Source organism: Rhodococcus erythropolis R138 (assembly GCF_000696675.2).
Taxonomy (GTDB): Bacteria; Actinomycetota; Actinomycetes; order Mycobacteriales; family Mycobacteriaceae; genus Rhodococcus_F; species Rhodococcus_F erythropolis.
Genome location: NZ_CP007255.1, coordinates 3,978,830 through 3,999,622, shown reverse-complemented (window position 1 = coordinate 3,999,622; position 20,793 = coordinate 3,978,830). Strand labels below are relative to the sequence as shown.

At 62.9% G+C, this 20,793-nt stretch carries 18 protein-coding genes; 12 read left to right on the top strand and 6 right to left on the bottom strand.

Annotated elements, in window-relative coordinates; genetic code table 11:
- Position 1 precedes the first annotated feature (1 nt).
- The 3 genes from H351_RS18220 to H351_RS18210 are packed head-to-tail and all read left to right on the top strand — an operon-like array spanning position 2 to position 4,083.
- A complete protein-coding gene (locus tag H351_RS18220; RefSeq protein WP_020969546.1) occupies positions 2 to 622 on the top strand; it encodes a TetR/AcrR family transcriptional regulator in 621 nt (206 codons plus the stop codon).
- On the top strand, positions 622 to 2,385 hold the full coding sequence (kstD, locus tag H351_RS18215) for a 3-oxosteroid 1-dehydrogenase (protein ID WP_029255300.1): 1,764 nt from the start codon (positions 622 to 624) through the stop codon (positions 2,383 to 2,385). Before H351_RS18220 ends, kstD begins: the two co-directional genes overlap by 1 nt.
- Positions 2,386 to 2,400: 15 nt before the next feature.
- Complete coding sequence (locus H351_RS18210) at positions 2,401 to 4,083, top strand: ATP-binding cassette domain-containing protein (RefSeq protein ID WP_029255301.1); 1,683 nt, start codon at positions 2,401 to 2,403, stop codon at positions 4,081 to 4,083.
- Between the two features lie 17 nt (positions 4,084 to 4,100).
- Here the strand turns inward: H351_RS18210 and H351_RS18205 are convergent, their stop codons facing one another.
- Positions 4,101 to 4,748: a hypothetical protein gene (locus tag H351_RS18205; protein WP_029255302.1), complete on the bottom strand. Its 648-nt coding sequence runs from the start codon at positions 4,746 to 4,748 to the stop codon at positions 4,101 to 4,103.
- 439 nt (positions 4,749 to 5,187) lie between these two features.
- On the opposite strand from H351_RS18205, the gene H351_RS18200 reads away from it, so the two are divergent.
- The gene (locus H351_RS18200) at positions 5,188 to 5,742 is read left to right on the top strand and encodes a LysM peptidoglycan-binding domain-containing protein (protein WP_019748325.1); all 555 of its coding nucleotides are present in this window, start codon (positions 5,188 to 5,190) and stop codon (positions 5,740 to 5,742) included.
- Positions 5,743 to 5,754: 12 nt separating this feature from the next.
- Here the strand turns inward: H351_RS18200 and H351_RS18195 are convergent, their stop codons facing one another.
- Positions 5,755 to 6,486 carry a TetR/AcrR family transcriptional regulator gene (locus tag H351_RS18195; RefSeq protein ID WP_029255303.1) on the bottom strand — a complete coding sequence of 244 codons (732 nt, stop codon included), beginning with the start codon at positions 6,484 to 6,486 and terminating at the stop codon, positions 5,755 to 5,757.
- A gap of 197 nt (positions 6,487 to 6,683) precedes the next feature.
- Here H351_RS18195 and H351_RS18190 point away from each other — a divergent pair, with 197 nt between their 5' ends.
- From H351_RS18190 to H351_RS18175, 4 genes are read left to right on the top strand one after another with little or no spacing between them, the layout of a single operon-like run.
- The gene (locus tag H351_RS18190; RefSeq protein ID WP_029255304.1) at positions 6,684 to 8,243 is read left to right on the top strand and encodes an amino acid permease; all 1,560 of its coding nucleotides are present in this window, start codon (positions 6,684 to 6,686) and stop codon (positions 8,241 to 8,243) included.
- Between the two features lie 2 nt (positions 8,244 to 8,245).
- Complete coding sequence (locus H351_RS18185) at positions 8,246 to 9,079, top strand: urea amidolyase associated protein UAAP1 (RefSeq protein WP_029255305.1); 834 nt, start codon at positions 8,246 to 8,248, stop codon at positions 9,077 to 9,079.
- Entirely contained in the window at positions 9,076 to 9,729 is a 654-nt protein-coding gene (locus tag H351_RS18180) for an urea amidolyase associated protein UAAP2 (RefSeq protein ID WP_029255306.1), read from the top strand. The genes H351_RS18185 and H351_RS18180 overlap by 4 nt, the downstream gene beginning before the upstream one ends.
- The gene (locus H351_RS18175) at positions 9,726 to 11,708 is read left to right on the top strand and encodes a 5-oxoprolinase/urea amidolyase family protein (protein ID WP_029255307.1); all 1,983 of its coding nucleotides are present in this window, start codon (positions 9,726 to 9,728) and stop codon (positions 11,706 to 11,708) included. Before H351_RS18180 ends, H351_RS18175 begins: the two co-directional genes overlap by 4 nt.
- A 115-nt stretch (positions 11,709 to 11,823) precedes the next feature.
- On the opposite strand, the gene H351_RS18170 is transcribed toward H351_RS18175, so the two are convergent.
- Genes H351_RS18170 through H351_RS18155 form a run of 4 tightly spaced genes read right to left on the bottom strand, consistent with a single transcriptional unit; the run spans position 11,824 to position 15,389 of the window.
- The gene (locus tag H351_RS18170) at positions 11,824 to 12,606 is read right to left on the bottom strand and encodes a Fic/DOC family protein (protein ID WP_029255308.1); all 783 of its coding nucleotides are present in this window, start codon (positions 12,604 to 12,606) and stop codon (positions 11,824 to 11,826) included.
- On the bottom strand, positions 12,603 to 14,036 hold the full coding sequence (locus tag H351_RS18165; protein ID WP_230091150.1) for a putative nucleotidyltransferase substrate binding domain-containing protein: 1,434 nt from the start codon (positions 14,034 to 14,036) through the stop codon (positions 12,603 to 12,605). The genes H351_RS18170 and H351_RS18165 overlap by 4 nt, the downstream gene beginning before the upstream one ends.
- A gap of 49 nt (positions 14,037 to 14,085) precedes the next feature.
- On the bottom strand, positions 14,086 to 14,970 hold the full coding sequence (locus H351_RS18160) for a DUF5995 family protein (RefSeq protein WP_020969555.1): 885 nt from the start codon (positions 14,968 to 14,970) through the stop codon (positions 14,086 to 14,088).
- A gap of 53 nt (positions 14,971 to 15,023) precedes the next feature.
- On the bottom strand, positions 15,024 to 15,389 hold the full coding sequence (locus tag H351_RS18155) for a RidA family protein (RefSeq protein ID WP_019748335.1): 366 nt from the start codon (positions 15,387 to 15,389) through the stop codon (positions 15,024 to 15,026).
- Between the two features lie 98 nt (positions 15,390 to 15,487).
- Here H351_RS18155 and H351_RS18150 point away from each other — a divergent pair, with 98 nt between their 5' ends.
- From H351_RS18150 to H351_RS32570, 4 genes are read left to right on the top strand one after another with little or no spacing between them, the layout of a single operon-like run.
- Positions 15,488 to 16,525 carry an Rv2578c family radical SAM protein gene (locus H351_RS18150; RefSeq protein ID WP_003944842.1) on the top strand — a complete coding sequence of 346 codons (1,038 nt, stop codon included), beginning with the start codon at positions 15,488 to 15,490 and terminating at the stop codon, positions 16,523 to 16,525.
- Positions 16,526 to 16,562: 37 nt separating this feature from the next.
- The gene (locus tag H351_RS18145; protein WP_029255310.1) at positions 16,563 to 17,987 is read left to right on the top strand and encodes a 3' terminal RNA ribose 2'-O-methyltransferase Hen1; all 1,425 of its coding nucleotides are present in this window, start codon (positions 16,563 to 16,565) and stop codon (positions 17,985 to 17,987) included.
- Positions 17,984 to 20,527 (top strand): polynucleotide kinase-phosphatase, encoded by a 2,544-nt coding sequence (locus tag H351_RS18140; RefSeq protein ID WP_029255311.1) that lies wholly within the window; start codon positions 17,984 to 17,986, stop codon positions 20,525 to 20,527. The genes H351_RS18145 and H351_RS18140 overlap by 4 nt, the downstream gene beginning before the upstream one ends.
- A gap of 6 nt (positions 20,528 to 20,533) precedes the next feature.
- A complete protein-coding gene (locus H351_RS32570) occupies positions 20,534 to 20,767 on the top strand; it encodes a class I SAM-dependent methyltransferase (protein ID WP_244891369.1) in 234 nt (77 codons plus the stop codon).
- The last annotated feature ends 26 nt before the right edge of the window (positions 20,768 to 20,793 follow it).

Genomic DNA, 20,793 nt, shown 5'->3' with positions numbered 1-20,793 from the left:
GATGTCACTACGGGAGAGACAACGGTTGCAGGTGCGAGCAGACATTCAACGTGCGGCATTCGATCTGTTCGCGCGTGACGGTTTCGAGGATGTGACCACCGAGCAGATTGCGGCAGCAGCGGGGGTGTCGGCGAGTACGTACTTCCGGCACGTTCGTAACAAAGAGGATCTGCTGTTGGACCCGGTCAGGCAGGGCGGTGCCGGGATCGTGACACTGCTCGAGGATCGCCCGGCATCTGAGTCGGCTGATCTTGCGATCTCGCGGGCAATCCTCGAGCGTTCCAATGCTTTCGAGTCCGCGGAGATCGATCAGTGGCGAGCAGCGTTCCGCACCGCGCCGCACCTGATGGATCGAGTCGCGCTGATCGCGCCCGAGCATCGTGATCGGTTGGTGGAGTTGGTGGCACAACGAATGCAACTCGATCCTGAAAATGACAGCCGACCAGGACTACTCGTTCACTTGATGTTGGCGGCGGCGGAGTTCGGCTATCGGCAATGGATACGTAACCCCCAGAAGCGTGGGGCATCACTTCCCGTGTGCGTCGAGGGGGCACTCGACGCGGTTCAGGGATCCCGGTGGCGCACGCAGGATGACGATGACATGAAAGGTCGTGACCAGTGATGAACGAGAACTCTCGAAACTCCGAGCTCTCGGTAGTGGATGTACCAGCGGTGGATGTGATCGTTGTGGGATCGGGGGCTGCCGGCATGTCCGCAGCCATCACTGCAGCCCGCAACGGACTCTCGACAATTCTCGTGGAGAAGTCGGAGTACTGGGGCGGTTCGTCGTCCCGGTCCGGGGGCGGAGTGTGGATTCCGGGAAACTCGATACTTCGCCGCGAGGCGCCGGCGGATGATATCGACTCTGCGCGAACATATCTGAAGAGCATTGTCGGAGAGGATGCAGACACCGACCGTATCGACACGTATATCGATCGAGGCCCGGAAGCCCTCGATTTCCTGATTCGGCACTCTGCACTCGAGCTCGAATGGGTGAAGGGTTACTCCGACTACTTTCCCGAGGCACCTGGCGGGCTTGCAAGCGGCCGCTCGTGCGAGCCGCGCCCGTTCGACGCGCGAGCTCTGGGCGACGATCTCGCGACCCTTCATCCGCCGTACATGAAGGTGCCGCTCAACATGGTTGTCCAACAATCTGATTACCGTTGGCTGAGCACGGGGGTTCGGCATTGGCGGGGGCCGGTGCGAATGCTTCGGGTGGGAATGAGATCCCTGGTCGCAAAAGCTCGGAAGAAGAAGCTGATCGGGCTCGGGCCGGCGCTCATGGCGGAACTGATGCTCGGAGTTCGGGACGCCGGAGTGACGGTCGCGCTCGGAACGAGGCTTGTGGATTTGGTTGCCGACAATGATCGTGTCGTGGGTGCGCGACTCGAGTCCGGGGGAGTGCAGAGAACCATGCACGCTCGATGCGGTGTCATCCTCGCGTGCGGCGGGTTCGACAACAACGACGACATGCGAGGCGAGTATCAGCGCCGGCCGAGTAGTGCGCAGTGGACTCTCGGGGCACCGACCAATACCGGAGACGGTATCCGTGCAGCTCTACGCGTCGACGCGGCAATTTCGTACATGGACGACGCGTGGTGGGCCCCGTCGATTCCGCTACCCAAAGGCCCGTGGTTCGCCTTGGCGGAACGCTCGTTGCCTCGAAGCCTGATGGTCAACGCCAGCGGTCAGCGCTTCATGAACGAGTCGCTTCCCTACGTCGAAGCCGCGCACGCCATGTTCGGCGGAAAGTACGGCCGAGGTGAAGGACCCGCTGAAAACATCCCCGCTTGGCTGATCTTCGATCAGACGTACCGTGACCGTTATCTGTTCGCGGGAGTGCCGGCGCGCAGGCCGATACCTCGGTCGTGGATCGAATCGGGTGCGATCGTGCGAGCTGGATCGATTGCCGAACTCGCTGCCGAGATCGGAGTGCCGGGCGATGCGCTGTCCGCCACCATCACACGATTCAACAGTCACGCGCGCGACGGAGTCGATCGCGACTTCGGCCGTGGGACAAGCAGATACGACCACTACTACGGCGACTGCACCAACAAGCCCAACCCCAGCCTCGGAGAACTCACGAAGGGTCCGTTCTATGCCGCGAAGATGGTGCCCGGAGACCTGGGGACCAAAGGCGGCATCAACACGGACGCTCGCGCGCGAGCGTTGCGCGCCGACGGTTCGGTCATCGACGGGCTCTACGCAGCAGGTAATACCAGCTCGCCGGTCATGGGTCATACCTATGCCGGTCCAGGTGCAACTATCGGTCCCGCAATGGTTTTCGGATATCTGGCCGCGCTCGATGCGGTCGGACGATCCCATGACGGTCGTGAACTCGACACCGAAGGCAGGAATAATGGTTTGGCAGATCGCCGTGGGTAGGGTTCCCTTGAGAGCGTGACCCACCTCAACATCGCCGACGTCGACTACTTCCTTCCTGATGGTCGACAACTGCTCAGCGGTGTCAGCTTTCGGGTCGGAAACGGTGCAAAAACTGCACTGATCGGGCCCAACGGGACTGGTAAGACGACATTGCTTCGCATTGTCGCCGGAGACGCCGTCGCTGACGAGGGCGCTGTCACTCGATCCGGAACACTGGGCGTGATGCGGCAATTCGTCGGCCAGGTTCGCGACGAGTCCACCGTGCGCGATCTTCTGTTGTCCGTCTCTCCGGCGCGGATCCGGGATGCAGCACTGGCGCTCGATACGGCAGAAAACGCGATGATCGAGCGCGACGAGGAATCAACTCAAATGAAGTATTCGCACGCGCTGGCCGATTGGGCCGATGCGGGCGGCTACGAGACCGAAGACTTCTGGGACAAGGTCACTACCGCGGCTCTCGGTGTTCCTTATGACCGTGCGAAGTGGCGCGCGGCCAACTCGCTCAGCGGTGGCGAGCAGAAACGGTTGGTTCTCGAAGCACTGTTCGCTGGGCCCGACGACGCACTCCTGCTGGACGAGCCGGACAACTACCTCGATGTTCCGGGCAAACGATGGCTGGAAAAGACGATCTCGGAATCGTCGAAAGTGGTTTTGTTCGTCAGCCACGACCGCGAACTGATCGCCAACGCGGCCACCCACATCGTGACGCTCGAGCCTGGAATCAGCGGCGCAACGTCGTGGACCCACGGCGCTGGGCTGGCCAGCTACCACCAGGCCCGCGAGGATCGCAACGCTCGATTCGAAGAACTGCGTCGACGCTGGGACGAGGAGCACGCGAAACTGCGTGCCCTGGTTCTGCGATTGCGTGAAAAGGCCAAGTTCAACGACGGCGTCGCTGCGCGGTATCACGCCTCGCAAACCAGGTTGGCGAAGTTCGAGGAGGCAGGGCCACCCGAAGCGATTCCACTTCAGCAGAAGGTGACAGTTCGGCTGGCGGGCGGGCGAACCGCCAAGCGCGCGTTGGTATGTCAGGATCTCGAGCTGACCGGATTGATGAAGCCTTTCGACACCGAGATCTGGTACGGAGATCGGGTTGCCGTGCTGGGCTCCAATGGATCCGGGAAGTCACATTTCCTTCGTCTCTTGGCGGGTGGTGGGACCGATCCGGGGACCGAGCATCTGCCCGTCGAGGCGCTCGACATCGCGCCGGTCGAGCACGGGGGTACTGCGACGCTGGGTGCCCGGGTACGTCCCGGATTGTTTGCGCAGACCCATTCCAGGCCTGATCTGACCGGGAACACGCTGCTCGAGATCCTGCACATGGGCGACGAACACCGAAACGGAATGGGGCGTGAAGCGGCGAGCCGCGCGCTCGACCGTTACGGATTGTCCCAAGCAGCCGAACAGAAGTACGACGACCTGTCCGGCGGACAGCAGGCGTGCCTGCAGATTCTGCTCCTCGAGCTTTCCGGCGCCACGATGTTGCTGCTCGACGAGCCGACCGACAACCTCGACCTTCATTCGGCTGACGCGCTCGAACAGGGCATCGCACAGTTTGCCGGCACCGTCATCTCGGTAACCCACGATCGTTGGTTCGCGCGCGGGTTCGACAGGTTCCTGGTATTCGGATCGGACGGGAACGTGTACGAGAGCGAGTCTCCGGTATGGGACGAGGCCAGGGTCGAACGAGCGCGCTGAGATCGAGTAGCCGCTTGCTATCTGGGGAGTGGCGGCAACTCGTTGAGCATCGCGCGCAGGAGGCCCGGATCGCTGCGATCCGATCGAGGTGGGGGACAGCGCGAAAGATCGAGCAGTGTCGGGAAGCCCCACAGAACGCGACCTGGATCCACCCTGTCCACCGCCGAGTACCAGTGGGTGAGCGGCTCGGCGAGCGCCGCGTGAAGCTCGAAATGCCGTCGTCGGCGGCTGGGGTCTCCTTCGCGCTGCAGTCGAAGTTGCTTCGGTGACGGTATCGAGATGACGGTCAGATCCGCGAGACCCAGTTCGAGGCGCGTAAAAGCCGTCTCGACTGCCTCGAGCTCGTACTCGAATCGCTCCCGAGGTGCGGCGCCCACCGCGGCGAGACACCAGCTGTAGTGCAGTTTCAGCGGGTCGCTGTCGCAGAGCGCGATCCCGGTTCTCGATTCGAGTTCTTCCGCTTGCGACCATCGCTTCGAATTGACCGTTGCCCAGTAACTTGCCTGGACGTCGAGATCCGTGCCGTCCGGCTCGCGCCCCGTGGGCTGATACTCGGCGACGAATCCTTCCGCTGCGGTTTGTCCACCGAGTTGGGTTCGGCACCAGGTGGTCTTGCCGGCGGCGCTGGGTCCTTCTACTGCGACGATCACCAGTTCATTCTCCATAATGATTGGGGCGGTTGGTTTTTGCTCGTTGCCAGGACTCTCTTAACATTTGAATGGGGCTGTTTTGCGTTCCGACACGCCCGTTTCGGTGCGGTGGGTCACAAAATCGCAGTGACGGTTGCCACATAACGGACGGATAACGATCGGTATGGTTGAAGCTCGAATCAACTAGTTGACCTGTGGTTATTTCTTGAATCTCGACTGAATCTGGTACGGCAGTGCCGGAAAACTGCCCCGTGACCAATCCGTGACCATCGCCTACGGTCGTTGACAGCCCGAAACTACCGGGCAAACACCGACCCGCAACTGCGTGCTTCTGCCCCGCGGGTCCGGTACTCCCGAAACCTTCGCGGGGCAGGAGTGAAACAGGCGAGTCGATCGACGAGACGTGAAAGCGTCCGGGCCGACCTCGTCCGCGGTAGCGGAGAGGATTTACCCAATGACCAGCATCACCTTCAAGCGCGCCCTCGGCGCAGTTGCAACCGCAGGCGCAGTCGTCGCAATCCCGCTCGCCATGAGCACCGGCACCGCTTCGGCAGCCGGCCACGACTGGTCCGGAGTCGCAAACTGCGAGTCCTCCGGTAACTGGGCCGCCAACACCGGAAACGGCTTCTACGGCGGACTGCAGTTCACGCAGAGCACCTGGAACGCGTTCGGTGGATCGGGCAACGCTGCCAACGCCAGCCAGTCTGAGCAGATCCGTGTCGCCGAGAACGTTCTCGCAGGCCAGGGCGTCGGCGCATGGCCCGTCTGCGGTCAGTACCTGACCACCGGCACCACCGCAGGCAACTACGAGGCCGCAGCAGCCCCCGTCACCGCTGAGGCTTCCGTCGAGTCGGCTCCGGCAGCAAGCACCGGAAGCGGCAACTACGTGGTCAAGGCAGGCGACACCCTGTCGAAGATCGCTGCTGCACACGGCATCTCGCTCGAGAACCTCGCCAGCCAGGTCCCGAACATCAACCTGATCTTCCCGGGACAGTCCCTCTCGGTCTAGTCTCGTGGCCGTTTAGGTCCTCATTGCGTCGAAATTGTCCGGAGCTGATGCAGCCCCGGACAATTTCGGCGTTTCTGCGTTCGCAATTAGCTCTGCCGCTTCCGTGTGGATGGGATCAAGATCCTGGCGCCACCCCAGAATGTGCAGTGCCGACCCGGCGATGACGGCGGCGTTGGGGATCGGGGTGCCTTCGAGTGCGTCGGCTCGCGCGCTGATCACGCTTTCCACCAGGCGAAACGGAAGCTCGGCCAGGTGAGTTGATGCTGGATCGTCAATCGCGTCGAGCACTGCCTGGGCGAGGGCCCGGTATTGCTCGCGAAGCCGATCGCGATCGGCTCGGAACGACATGAACCTGTCGCTTCTCAGTTCCGGCAAGAGATAGAGGACGCCGAGGTTCCACCGTCCGGTGATCAGTTGGGCCGCGTCGATGTACGAAAGCGCGTACAGCTTCACCTCGGGTGAGGTGCCGCGTGGCCTGAGAGTCTCCGCGAAGTCGAGCGCCGGAGTCACGGTGTCGGCGAGCAGTGCAACCAGGATGTCGTCCTTGGTGGCGAAATGGTTGTACAGCGACGCCTGACGCATTCCGACTGCTTCGGCGATGTGGCGTGTCGACGTCGCGGCGAAGCCTCGGGTGGTGAACAGTTCAGCGGCTGCATCCAAGATCTCCGCCCGGGCAGTCCCACCCGGGCGTCGGCGAGCGGTCAGGCGGGGTCGTCCGGGGCCGGCGTTGGTCACGCCTTCCATAGTGGCAGGCTCTGGCCTTACATGCGGGGTGGCCGTCGCTGTGAGCATTCGGTCACGTGCTCGAAACGTACTCAACGAGCCTGTTACAGAATCAGGCGAATCGTATACGCGGGCGTCACCTGCGGCGAGTGGATTTCGCGAAAACTATCAATCGACAGTTATTCGCCTCTGAATCGCTTCGCCGAAGGAGTACGCCGTTGAGTGCAACCACCCCGGCTGCGCAGCCCACCACCGCATCCGCACTCGCCTCTTCGCCTCACGACGACGGTGACCTCGCGGAGTTCGGCTACGAGCAGCAGCTGCATCGATCGCTGGGAAAGTTCGCGTCGTTCGCCGCGGGCTTCTCCTTCGTTTCCATCCTGACCACGATCTTCCAATTGTTCGGCCTCGGTTTCGGTTTCGCGGGTCCGGCGTTCTTCTGGACCTGGCCCGTCGTCTTCATCGGTCAGTTCATGGTTGCTCTCAACTTCGCGGAACTTGCTGCCAGATATCCGATTTCGGGCGCCATCTACCAGTGGTCGCGGCGGATGGGTGGTGAAATCGTCGGCTGGTTCGCGGGTTGGTTCATGATTCTCGCTCAGATCGTCACCGCGTCGGCCGCCGCGATCGCCTTGCAGGTCGTGCTCCCGAATGTGTGGAGCGGGTTCCAGATCATCGGTGAGGACAGTGCACTCACCTCCTCGAGCGGTGCTGCCAATGCCGTGCTGCTCGGATCGGTACTTCTGGTTCTGACCACCTTCATCAACTGCATCGGCGTCAACTGGATGTCGCGTATCAACAACATCGGCGTGACCTGCGAAATCGTCGGTGTCATCGCGGTGATCGGGATGTTCTTCACCCACGCTCAGCGCGGACCGGACGTCGTCTTCGACACCGGCAGTGCCGGCGGTCAGCCCGGATACGCCTGGGCGTGGATCATGTCCGGACTGATGGCTGCCTACGTCATGGTCGGCTTCGGTTCGGCAGGCGAACTGGCCGAGGAGACCCGCAACCCCCGACGCGTCGCACCTCGTACGATCCGCCTTGCACTCTCCGCTTCCGCACTCGGCGGCGGCTTGATGATCCTCGGCGCGTTGATGGCAGCGCCCTCACTCACCGACGGACGCCTGGCCACGGAAGGTTTGCCGTACGTACTGACCTCCATTCTGAGTTCGCCGTGGGGCACGGTCTTGTTGATCGACGTCTCGATCGCAGTGTTCGTGTGCACCTTGGCCATTCAGACTGCTGCTTCACGGCTGATGTTCTCCATGGCCCGCGACGGGCGGCTTCCTGCCTCGCAGGTACTGGCAAAGGTCAACCCCCGCACCGGAACACCTATCGCGCCGTCCGTCCTCATCGGTCTGGTCTGCATTGCCGTCCTGGCCGTCAACGTAGGCAACTCGGCAATTTTCGCAACCCTGTCCAGCGTATGCATCATCTTGATCTACTTGGCCTACCTCATGGTGACGGTGCCGCTGCTGGTTCAGCGTCTCAAGGGATGGCCTCGCACGGCAGTCGGCCCCAAGTTCGACGCCGAAGGCAAAAAGCTTTTCTCCCTGGGCATCTGGGGAGTTCCGGTCAACATCGCCGCGGTTGTGTACGGCGCGCTGATGGTGATCAACCTGTCCTGGCCACGAGCCGAGATCTTCAACCCCACGGGGGAGTACCCCATTCTGCAGTGGGCCGCGCCCATCACGATAGCGCTGGTCGTGGGGCTGGGAGTCGCTTGCTTCCCACGTGGCCGCGCCACCCCGAATCCCGTCACGATCGGAGCCTGACCATGAGTACTCAGACCACCGCCGGAGCGCGCGAGCATGCCCGGTCCCAGGCCGGAACAATCACAGACTCCATGCCGGTGTTGCCGGCCACCCGCTGGCCGAACCCGCCCGACGACGTCGCTCCCGAACGTCTGACCTGGGCTGAAACAGTGCCGGGTGGGCGATACACGACCAAGGTTCTCGCCCGTGGAACCCGATTGCGACTTCGCGACATCGTCGGCAGCGCCTGTGCAAACATCTTGCTCTACCGCGCCGACGCCCCCTGGGAGCGTCTCAACGTCGCCGATACCGTCAAGGTGCCATGGCAGGCCTATCTCGGTGTCGGGCACCCGTTGCTCTCCGATCAGGGGCGAGTACTCGCGACGGTGGTCGCCGACACGTCGGGTCACCACGACGCGTTCTGCGGAACGACGTCACGCGCTACCAACGAGGCGAAGTACGGGCAGGGTTCGCTGCACAGTGCCTCACCCGCCGGTCGTGAACTGTTCACCGTCGCTGCCGCGAAGAACGGACTCGGGCCGCAGGACATTGCGCCGCCGTTGTCCTTCTTCCATGGTGTCCGCGTCGAGGCGGACGGCGCTCTCACCAGTACGGGTTCCGCCGGCGCCGGCGCGACGGTCGACCTTCTGATCCACCTGCCGGTCATCGTGATGATCGCCAACACCGCGCACCCACTCGATCCGGCGCTGGAGTTTCCCACCACGTCCCTCGAAGTGCTCGCGTGGAACGCGGCCGACGAACTCGGCAGCCTTGACGATCTCGGGCCGGAATACCAACGCGCAGTGCTCAATACCGGAGACGCCTGGACGGCTTCGAACCTGGAGGAGATCGCATGACCACCACCCTGGATGTCCCCGCCCTCGTTCCCGGAACGGTGATCCTCGACGAGATTGCTGAAGCGTTCGGGCCGTGGTCCGCAGTTGTCCGCGCCGGCGACGTCCTGACCATCGTCGATCTGCACGGAAATCAAGCCGTCGACACACTCGTCTATGCCAGTGACGATCACAGCGTTCGGTACTCGGCAGCAGCGACGGTCACAGCGCAGCAGAATCTGTTTCTGACCACAGGATCCGTGCTCCGCAGTGACGACGGAACTCCGCTCATGACCCTGGTCGCGGACGAGGTCGGAAACCACGACACCGTCGGCGGCGCGTGCTCACAGGAATCGAACACCCTGCGATACGGCCACCACACCAAGCACCAGCACGCGTGCGTCGAGAACTTCCTCGTCGAGGGCGCAAAATGGGGGCTCGGTAAGCGGGACCTGGTGTCCAACATCAATTTCTTCATGAACGTCCCGGTCGACCCCGACGGCACACTCGGAATCGTCGACGGACTGTCTGCGCCAGGCAAGCGGCTCGCGTTGCGTGCCGAACGCGACGCGCTCGTCCTCGTGTCCAACTGCCCGCAGATCAACAACCCGTGCAACGGCTTCGATCCGACGGCCGTCCGCATGATCGTCACACGGCCGGAGGCAGACGAATGAACGCAAAACTGACCATCGTGCGTCCCGGAATGTTGACGACGGTTCAGGACTATCCAGGGCGCGTCGGGTACTGGCAGATCGGTGTCCCACCGTCGGGCCCGATGGACGACCTGTCGTTTCGGTTGGGAAACACCGCACTCGGAAATCCCGAAGGCGCACCCGGCATCGAATGCGCGATGGCCGGACCTGCGATGACGTTCGACGAGGACACCACGGTGTGCGTCACGGGCGCTCCGGTGTCTGTGACCGTCGACGGCATCGCCCACGGTCAGTGGCGTCCTGTTTTCGTCCCCGCTGGAGCGGTGCTCGACGTCGGAACGCTCAGCGGCCCAGGACTGCGCATCTACGTACTCGTACAGGGCGGAATCGAGACCGACGACTATCTCGGCAGTGCGTCGACCTTCACCCTGGGCAGGTTCGGTGGACACGAAGGTAGGACTTTGCGGGCGGGGGACGTTCTCAAACTCGGACAGGCGAGCGGCGCAGCGGGAGGTGTTCCCGCCGAGCATGTTCCGGCGATACACACGTGCTGGGAACTTGCGGTGACCGAGGGCCCGCACGGGGCGCCGGAGTTCTTCACCCGCTCCGACATCGACACGCTGTACGCGACCGAGTACGAGGTCCACTTCAACTCCGACCGCACCGGAGTCCGGTTGATCGGTCCGAAACCTGACTGGGCCAGAACCACCGGCGGCGAAGCGGGACTTCACCCTTCGAACATCCACGACAACGCGTATTCGATCGGTGCACTCGACTTCACCGGCGACACGCCCATCCTCCTCGGGCCCGACGGACCGAGCCTCGGCGGCTTCGTCTGCCCGATCACGGTGGTGTCTGCTGATCGCTGGAAGCTTGGACAGTTGGCTCCCGGGAACAAGATTCGCTTCGTGCCGGTCCGCGCCGAACGGGCAGCCTCCCGCCGTGACCTCGGAGTATCGCGTCGAGCGTCCAATTCGGTTGTGCATTCCTCCGGTGGTGACGGCGACGACGGCGTCATAGCCCGCCGTGACGGCGACACCGCGGTCACGTACCGGCGCTCAGGCGATGACAACGTGTTGGTCGAATACGGCGACATGAATCTCGACCTGGCGCTACGTGCGCGTGCACATGCACTGCATCAGCGACTCGAAGCCGAGAAGCCGGCCGGACTACTCGATCTCACCCCGGGAATCCGCAGCCTGCAGGTCCGCGTCGACCCAGACGTGCTGCCCGTCGGCAAACTGATGGGAATGCTCGCCGAGGCGGAGGACACCTTGCCTGCGGCCAACGAACTCGTTGTGCCCAGTCGCACTGTGCGGATGCCACTGTCGTGGGACGACCCGGCTACGCGCGAAGCGATCCAGCGGTACATGCACGGAGTGCGTGCGGACGCGCCGTGGTGCCCGTGGAATATCGAGTTCATCCGCCGGATGAACGGTCTCGAATCCGTGAACGACGTGTTCGACACCGTTTTCGGCGCCGAATACATGGTGCTCGGACTCGGCGACGTCTACCTCGGAGCTCCGGTCGCGACGCCGCTCGACCCACGTCATCGCCTTGTCACGACCAAATACAACCCCGCCCGCACCTGGACCCCCGAAAACGCCGTCGGGATCGGTGGGGCGTACCTCTGCATCTACGGCATGGAAGGCCCGGGCGGGTACCAGTTCGTCGGGCGTACGACGCAGGTGTGGAATCACCGCCACCCCGCGAAGTCGGGCCCGTTCGAGGAGGGCACTCCGTGGTTGCTGCGATTCTTCGACCGGATCTCCTGGTACCCCGTCGAGCCGGAAGAGCTGATGGATCTGCGCGCGGACACTGCGGCCGGCCGCGGCGGGGGAGTCGAGATCGAGGACGGCAGCTTCTCGCTGGCCGAGCATCAGGAGTTCCTTGCGTCGAACTCGCGCTCGATCGAGGAGTTCCGCGCGATGCAGTCCGTCGCATTCGGAGCCGAGCGTCAGCGCTGGTCCGACGCAGGAGAGTTCGCGCTACCCGGTTGATGGTCGAGTGAGCACCCTTTTCTTCGAGTGAGCACCGCTTCCAGCGTGTCGGAAGCGGTGCTCACTCAGCAGTAACGGTGTTCAGTCCGCCTGGAACGGGCAGCAGATGTTTGCGTCAGCGAGTCAGCGCGCGATTGAACAGATCGATAAACGGGCGAGGCGACGGGGTCCCGGTGGGCCGGAAAGGCGCAGAATCCCTGGACGCGGATACCCACTCGGTTCTGCTCACCCGCGACAAGTCGAGCTGATATCGGGTGTCGGCGGCGAGTCGGTGCAGGAAGAGTGTTCCGGTTCGCCCGTTTCCTTCCCGAAACGGGTGGGCATGATTGAGCGTCGAGTACACCGATGCGAGCGCGAACGACGCAGCGCCGTGATCGAGCGCTATCCAATCGACGGCGGCGATGATCTCTTCCACCTCGGACAGGTAGTTCCGAATCGCCGAGACCGGGGCAAACGTTGCCGCACCTTTCCTGATGTCAACGGTTCTGATGTGTCCGGCCCACTGGTACAGATCTTGGAAAACGTGCTGGTGAAGTAGGAGAAGTTCGGCTGTGTCTCGCGTGTGCGGTACGAGGTCGCTGCCGAGATGCGCCTCACCCAGACGAAGCGCGGTCGCCGCGAACTCGAGTGATTGCAGTGCGGCGGGATCTCGCACGTCGAAATTGTTCTCGAGCACCGATGTACCGCGATAGACGTACGGCGCTGATCTTCGCCAGCGGATCCGCGGGGGAATTGGTGACGACAGGCCGACGGCTCGCGCTAATTCCTGCTCGAAATACTCACGCCGAGAAAGCATCCCGATCATGACGGCCTCGAGTTCCGCGATCTGCTCGTTACTCGGATCCCAGCCTTCGAGGCGCTCCGCCGCCAGAACCTGTTCGAGCGCAGTGCGATTCACGGGTCGATGTCGGGTAGCGCCGACGCGGACGCGGCATATTCGAGTCGTCGTTGCACACCTGCGACCTCGCGCACTGCATTGCTCAGCAAGCTCCGCGAGAGCGGAGTGAGTTCGGAGATCACGACTTCGTCGGTCGGTGGCCGACCTGCCGCGAACTGATCGGTCTGGTGGCGGACACGAATCTGCTGCAACACCTCGAAAGATTCGATCAGTACCTGGGCGTCGTCGTCGAGTAGGAAACCGCTTCCCGCTGCAGCCTTGAGGCGTTCGAGTGTCGAACTCGTGCGGGCGCCCACGGAAATCCCCGCCCATCGAGCGATGTTCACGATCGGTTGGACGGCGCTGGCTTTGAGGTCGACGGTTCCGGTCCGACGCGTCATCACGTCCTTGAACGAATGGAGCTTTGCCTTGTCTCCGACCGCTTCGCGAAGGAGCAGTCGCATGACGGCCGGGTGCAGTCGCAGTTGATCCAACGCCGCAGGGCGAGGATCCAACGCCGGATCGCCTGCGACGACGCGGGCATCCGCCAGCATCGACAACATGACCAGGGCTTGGTCCTGGTACGGATTGGATACCCATTTCCGCAGCGCAGTGCGCCATTGTGGGAGCGTCCGAGCAAACCTGGCCTGGGTCGCGACGGCGTTCTTGGTGTCGCGAGGGAACCCGCAGAGATCGAGGATGTCGTGGATGGTCTTCGCGGCGTCGGCTCCCTCGTGATGAGATTCGCCGCCCCACACCAGCGCACTGTCGATATCCGAAGAGGGGAGCGCTTCACGCCTGGCGACGCTGCCGAGCGACAGCCACGCGAAATCCGGTCGCTCGTCTCCGCCCACCACCAATTCGATGGCTCGCCTGACCGTCACGTCGATCAGCACGGCCAGCGTCGCGCCGATGTCGAGCGGTGAGACCCGTGAGGCCACCAATTCCGTCACCAGAACAGGGACCGCGCGGGCTGTTTCGACGAGGTGGGCGTCGTCCTGTGCTGTGGCGAGCGCTGCGCGCAGTTCGAAACCCTGATTGGTGGCCGAAGTCAGGAGGTCGCTGAGTTCGAGCACACCCATCAGTGCGCCTGCCTCGGTCACGACCGGGAGATGGCGCAATCCGTACTCGAGCATGTCGGTCACGGCGTCGGCGCCCAATCGATCCGGATCGACTGTCACTGCTGACGGCGTCATCACTGTTGATACCGGCTGATTGCTGTCGATACCACCGACTACCACGCGAGCGCGTAGGTCACCTTCGGTGAAGATTCCGAAATCGCTTGTCTCCGTCGGGATCACAACAGCACGGCGGCCCGCATCGGTCATCAACTTCGCGGCCTCGCGGATGGTTGCCTGGCCGTCGCAGACAATTGCGGGCCCGCGCAACAGGTCTCGCACCCGGCGCATGGCGGGACTCTGGATGCCTTGCCCCGCCGAGTGCCCCGTCATGGGGTCATTGTCGCAGGTGTGTCCGTTTCAGGCAGCGGAGGGTGAGATGTCAGAGACCGCCGAGTCGCGAGAGTACGTCGAGAGCGGAATCCGTAGTACGCCAGAGTGCGTCGATCTCCTGTTCTGCGCCGGGACGTGTCTGCGGATTCTGGAGGGCGAATCCGTTGGCCAGTGTGATGGTGTTGTATCCGCTGTCGGCGGCGCGGAGCAGCAGTTCCGAGGGCTGCGAGTTTCCGGCCAATCGGTCGAGTCCTTCGCCGACGAAGTAGAACCGCCAGAGCGGCCCCAGATCGGCGTCGTACTCGGCCTTGGTGAGGGTCACGATCGAACCACCCTTGACGGCAATGGAATCGACGATCTTGTAGAAATCCGTGACATCCTCCGCAGTGGTTCCGGACGTGGCGACGGCGTGAGCGAGGTCGACGGTGAGATGCGCGTTGTAGCCGGCCATGGCAACCCGTGCTGGACTGGCGTCGCACTGACGTGTCAGGGCGAAGTAGTTGGTCCACGCCGGATCGGTGGGAGTACCGGTGAACTCCGCATGGACGTTCACCAGGTACCTGCGCAGCAATTCGAAGCTGACGGAATGGGCCCACTCGTCATCGGCGAAGGCCGCAGGGTCTCGCTGCAGCGGCATCACCGCCTCGTGTTCGACAGCGTCGAGGCCGATGGAGAACAAGCCTCGCCAATCGTGGTGTGAGACGAGGATCGACGTGATCTCACGATGACGTTCGACAGCGGTCTCGAGCCGAGGCAGTCCGGCACCGTTCAGCGTCGTGACGTCGCTGAGTTCGGCAATCCGGCCCACCTCGGCATTGCTCAACTGGCTGCCGCAAGCCGTCGAAAGACTCTCGCCCGGATCTGCGAGTGCAGAACCGGGCGAGAGGAAAGCGGCGGTGATGCCGAGCGCGAGCGTCAACGGATACAGCCGCATCGGTTTCATCGGCTCAGACTAGGCGCCCATTTCACAAATGTCCGGATTGGCGATCAGCTGAGAACCGCGTCGGCCTCGATCTCGATGAGCAGAGCGGGGTCGATCAGCGAGCTGACCTCGAGGATGGTCGTGGCGGGACGAATCTCGCCGAACACTTCACCGTGCGCGAGAGCGGCCTGCTCCCACTGCGTCATGTCGCGCAGGTACATGCGAGTGCGGATGACGTCGTCGAGCGAGGCGCCGGCCTCGGCAAGTGCTGCCTTGATAGTTTCGAGCGCTGCGCGGGTCTGATCTGTGAGGGTCTCACCAGGAGCGGTGGTGCCAGAGACTGCGATCTGGTTACCGATGCGCACGGCACGGGAGTAACCGATCTTGGGTTCCCATTCGGAACCGGACGAAATATTGATTCTGTTCGACATGCCCCGAATTCTGCCAACAACTTCCCGGCCGTGGTGAGGCACGGTCGGGTATTCGCTCCATCTTGACATACCTTAGAACAAGTGTTCGACTTGGGGCCATGAGGTGGTCGGGTCAGGCATTGGATGCAGATGACGGAGCGCTACCCGGACTCGAACGGGCCGGGTTGGTTCGCTCCGTGCAGACTCCCGAGTTCGAGGGAATTACGTTTCACGAGGTGCTCTGCAAGAGCGCGCTCAACAAGATGCCCGAAGAGTCGACGTTGCCGTTCAGCTTCACCGTCAACGCTTTTCGTGGTTGCTCGCACGCATGCCGATATTGCTTCGCGAGACCGAGTCACGAGTACCTCGACCTCGACGCCGGCGCGGATTTCGATTCCCAAGTGGTCGTGAAGACGAACATTGCCGCGGTGCTCCGCAAGGAATTGGCGCGAAAGTCCTGGAAACGGGAGGCAGTGGCACTGGGTACCAACACTGATCCTTATCAGCGAGCGGAGGGCCGATACCGCTTGATGCCCGGCATTATTCGCGCGTTGACCGAATCGGGAACTCCCTTCTCGATCTTGACGAAGGGAACTCTGCTCCGACGGGACCTGCCGCTGTTGAAGATGGCGGCGGCGCAGGTCGACGTCGGAATCGGAGTGTCATTGGCGATCAACGACGCTGCACTTCAGAAGCAGATCGAGCCTGGTACCCCGTCACCGCGGGCGCGTCTCGAGATGATCCGGGCCATCACCGACGCGGGATTCTCGTGCAATGTCATGGTGGCGCCGGTCATTCCGTTCCTCACCGATTCCACCAGTCACCTCGACGGTCTGTTCGAGGCACTGTCCGAAGCCGGTGCGACGAGTGTGACGGTCTTCCCGATGCACCTGCGGGGGAGTACTCGGGGTTGGTTCATGAATTGGCTTGCTCAGGAACATCCGGCACTCATCCGTCGCTACCGCGAGCTGTACGGGCGGGGTGCGTATGTCACTCCCGAATACAAGCGTTGGCTCGCAAGCCGTGTCGAGCCATTGGTCGAGCGTCATGGGTTGGGTGGTCGTTCGGAGCATCGAGACGTCAGTGCGGCTGGCAGTGAACCGCGTGAGGCGCCTCGGGAACTGGTGGGTGCGGGAGCAGCTCTCACTTTGTTCTGACGGCCGCGGGCGCGTAAATCGGAGGCGCCCCGGACGTTTGCCGGGCTACATTCGCCTGGTGCTACTCACACTGACGTCCACCCCGACCCCGCAGACTCCTGATGCGACCGCGTTGAGCTACCTGCTGCACAAACATCCCGACCGCGTGCAAACCTTCGACTTGGCGATCGGCACCGCCACGGTTCTGTACCCGGAGGCCTCGGCCGAAAAGACCACGGTGGCAGTGATTGTGGACGTCGACCCCATCGAACTTGTGCAGAGTAGGTATCGCCGCGGCAAGAGTGGCGACAACTTTTCGCTGGGGGAGTACGTCAACGATCGGCCGTATGCGGCGTCGTCCATACTCTCGGTTGCTCTGTCGAAGCTGTTTCGGACCGCGTTGACGGGAACGTGCAAGTCGCACCCGGAACTCGTCGGAGCCGAACTCGCGTTGACCGTCTCGATTCCGGTGGTTCCGTGTGGCGGCGATGCGGAATTGCCTCGTCGGCTGTTCGAGCCGCTGGGCTGGGACGTGACCGCGATACCGGTGCAGCTTGATCCGCACCTACCGACGTGGGGAAACTCCGACTTCGTGTCGCTGACACTTACCGGGGAACACACGGTGCAGAGTGCCCTACGGCACCTCTACGTGCTGTTGCCCGTCCTCGACGATGTGAAGCACTACTGGGTGGGACCTGACGAGGCAGACAAATTGATCCGCGTCGCTGGAGAGTGGTTGGCGTCGCATCCGGATTCCGTGCTGATCATGTCCCGCTACCTGGCTCGTCGACGCGACCTGGTCGAATCGGTGGTCGATCGACTGATTCCCGAACAAGCCGAGGCGCAGATCGAAGCACCGAGACCGGATCCGCCGCTGGCACGCCTTCGCGTCGACGCAGTTTTGGCGACGCTTCAGCGACTGCACGTGAGAACAATTGTCGATATCGGTTGTGGCGAAGGTAAATTGCTCGAGGCGCTGATGCCGCACGCTCAATTCGACAAACTTGTCGGCGTCGATGTGAGCGCGCGCGAACTGACACGGGCGCAACGCAGATTGAAGTTCACCGAAAAGTCCGACGTCCAGCGTGAACGTGTGTCTTTGATGCAGTCGTCCGCGACGTACCGCGACGCACGCTTGAAAGGCTTCGACGCAGCCGTGCTGATGGAGGTGGTCGAGCACGTCGACACGGCGCGCCTGCCGGCGCTGGTCAGATCGGTCTTCGTGGACGCAGAACCGCAGTATGTGCTGCTGACTACTCCGAATGCCGACTACAACGTGCTGTATCCGGCATTGGCCGCGGGAGAGTTCAGGCACCCCGATCACAGGTTCGAGTTCTCACGGACCCAATTCGACGACTGGGCAACCGAAACGGCCCGAGTCCACGGCTATTGCGTGGAGTTCGAATTTATCGGAGCAATTGATCCGGTCCTCGGCGGGCCGACACAGATGGCAATCTTCACGAAGGAGGCACGAACGTCATGACGGTGTACGAGATTCCAGATCTCGCCCTGGTAGTACTCATCGGCGTCAGTGGCTCGGGAAAGTCGACCTTTGCGGCGCGCCACTTCGGTGAGTACGAAACCCTCTCGAGTGACACATTCAGAGGATGGGTCAGTGACGATCCGAACTCACAGGAGTCGACGTCCGATGCTTTCGAAGTGCTGGAGTTCGTCGCGGCCAAGCGTTTGCGACGCGGACGCCTCACGGTGGTCGACGCGACCAACGTCCAGCCCGCTGCGCGCAAGCGACTCGTTGCGTTGGCTCGCGAGCACGACATACTGCCGGTGGCAGTCGTGCTCGATGTTCCGGAATCGGTCTGTTCTGCACGAAACGACGCACGCTCTGATCGGACGTTCGGACGCGACGTGATTCGTCGCCAGCACCAACAGTTGACTCGCTCGCTCCGCGGGTTGGGTAAGGAAGGTTTCCGTTCGGTTCACATCCTCAGAGGTGAGGACGCGGTTTCCGAAGCCACATTCTTGCGCCACCCGCTCCGCAGCGATCTGCGTGTCGAGCGTGGTCCGTTCGACGTCATCGGTGACATCCACGGATGTCGAAGTGAGCTCGAGACGCTCCTCGTGAAACTCGGCTACACCGTCGACTTCGGGACGGATGGCAGAGCTGTCGATGCGGTGCCGCCGGTCGGGCGAACTGCCGTCTTCCTCGGTGACTACGTGGATCGGGGACCGGATTCGGTCGGTGTGCTGCGTCTGGTCATGGGGATGGTCGCGGCGGGACATGCGATAGCGGTTCCGGGTAACCACGAGAACAAACTCGTCAAGGCGCTGCGCGGTAAGAAGGTCACGCCGAGTCACGGACTCGCCGAGACCCTCGAGCAGATGGCCAGCGAGTCGGCGGAGTTCCGCGAAAGCGTCGTCGACTTCTGTGACGGTCTCGTCGCGCACCTCGTCCTGGACGACGGCAAACTCGTTGTCGCGCACGCCGGTCTCAAGGAGGACTACCACAACAGGGCGTCCGGCCGAGTGCGAAGCTTTGCGCTCTACGGTGAAACCACCGGTGAGACGGACGAATTCGGCCTGCCCGTTCGATACCCGTGGGCGCAGGACTACCGAGGATCAGCGATGGTCCTCTACGGTCACACTCCGGTGCACGAGGTGGAATGGATCAACAACACCGCGTGCCTCGACACCGGCTGTGTGTTCGGTGGATCCCTCACCGCCCTTCGATACCCGGAACGAGAGATCGTGTCGGTTCCGGCGGAGCAGGTTTGGTACGAGCCGGTGGTACCGCTGGCACCGCCGACTCGTGATCCGGATGTGCTCGATCTCGCCGACGTCCTCGAAACAACCGGCGTCGACACCGAACTGCGCGGTCGAGTGTCCGTTCGCACCGACAACGCTGCCGGCGCCTTGGAAGTGATGAGCCGATTCGCCGTCGCGCCGCAATGGCTGCGGTACCTACCGCCGACCATGGCGCCCTGCGCGAGCGCCCAATCCGATGATTATCTGGAACACCCGTCGACCGCGTTCGACGCATACCGGGCCGGCGGAATCGGAACAGTGATCTGCGAAGAGAAGCACATGGGTTCGCGGGCAGTGGTGCTCGTGTGCCGTGATCGATCGGTTGCTCAGTCCCGCTTCGACGCACCGGATGCGCTCAGCGGGATGGTGCACACCCGCACCGGCCGCCAGTTCTTCGACGACGACCTGACTCAGCAGTTGATCGACGACATCGCCGCCGCAGTCACCTCCGCTGCGTTGTGGGAAGAGTTGGGCACCGACTGGCTGCTCCTCGACTGCGAATTGTTGCCGTGGAACGTCAAAGCGGAAGGTCTGCTGCGCTCGCAGTACGCGTCGGTCGCGGCGGCCGGGCGATCAGACCTCACAGCTCGCGAGGCCGTGTTGGCGCGGGCCGGGTCGCGGGGCCTGGACGTGGCGGAGATGTTCGAACAGACAACTGTTCGGGCCGCCAGTATCGAGCGCTTCGGAGAGGCGTACCGACGGTACGTGTGGCCGACGAACGGACTGGACGGCGTCACCATCGCGCCGTTCCAGATTCTGGCGACCGAGGGCCAGTCGTACGGGGAACGGGATCACGAATGGCACCTCGGTATTTCGGACCGCCTGGCCGCGGCCGACCCGAATCGATTTACCACTACACGTCGCCTGGTCGTCGATCTCGGTTCCGAAGACTCGGTGTCCGAAGCGACGAAGTGGTGGGAGTCGCTCATCGGTGACGGTGGTGAGGGGATGGTCGTCAAACCGCTGGCGAATCAGATTCACGGACCGCGGGGGTACAACGCGAAGGTTCAGCCGGGGATCAAGGTTCGCGGCCGGGAGTACCTGCGATTGATCTACGGTGCCGACTACCTCGAACCGTCGACGCTTGCGAGATTGCGTAACCGCAACCTCGGACACAAGCAGTCGATGGCGCTGCGCGAGTACGCGCTCGGCATGGAGGCGGTATCCAGGCTCGTCGACCGTGAACCTTTGTGGCGAGCGCACCAGGCCGTGTTCGCAGTGTTGGCTCTCGAATCGGAGCCGGTCGACCCGCGGTTGTGACGGCCGGTGCCCGGGCTCGGATTGATACCGTCGGGTATGGGTGTGATTGCGCGCTTGGACGGTTTCAACCGACGCCATCCGTGGAGTCACAACGATCACTACGGCCGGTGGGTTCTACGTAATCTGCGCGGAGTCAGGTCGGGTCGCGCTCTCGACGTGGGGAGCGGGACCGGCAATCTGATCGACCTCTTGCGGCGGCGGTTCGACGTGGTGGTCGGTGTGGAACCCGACCTGACCTGACGACGTCGGCCGCCGTGCGCGCAAGG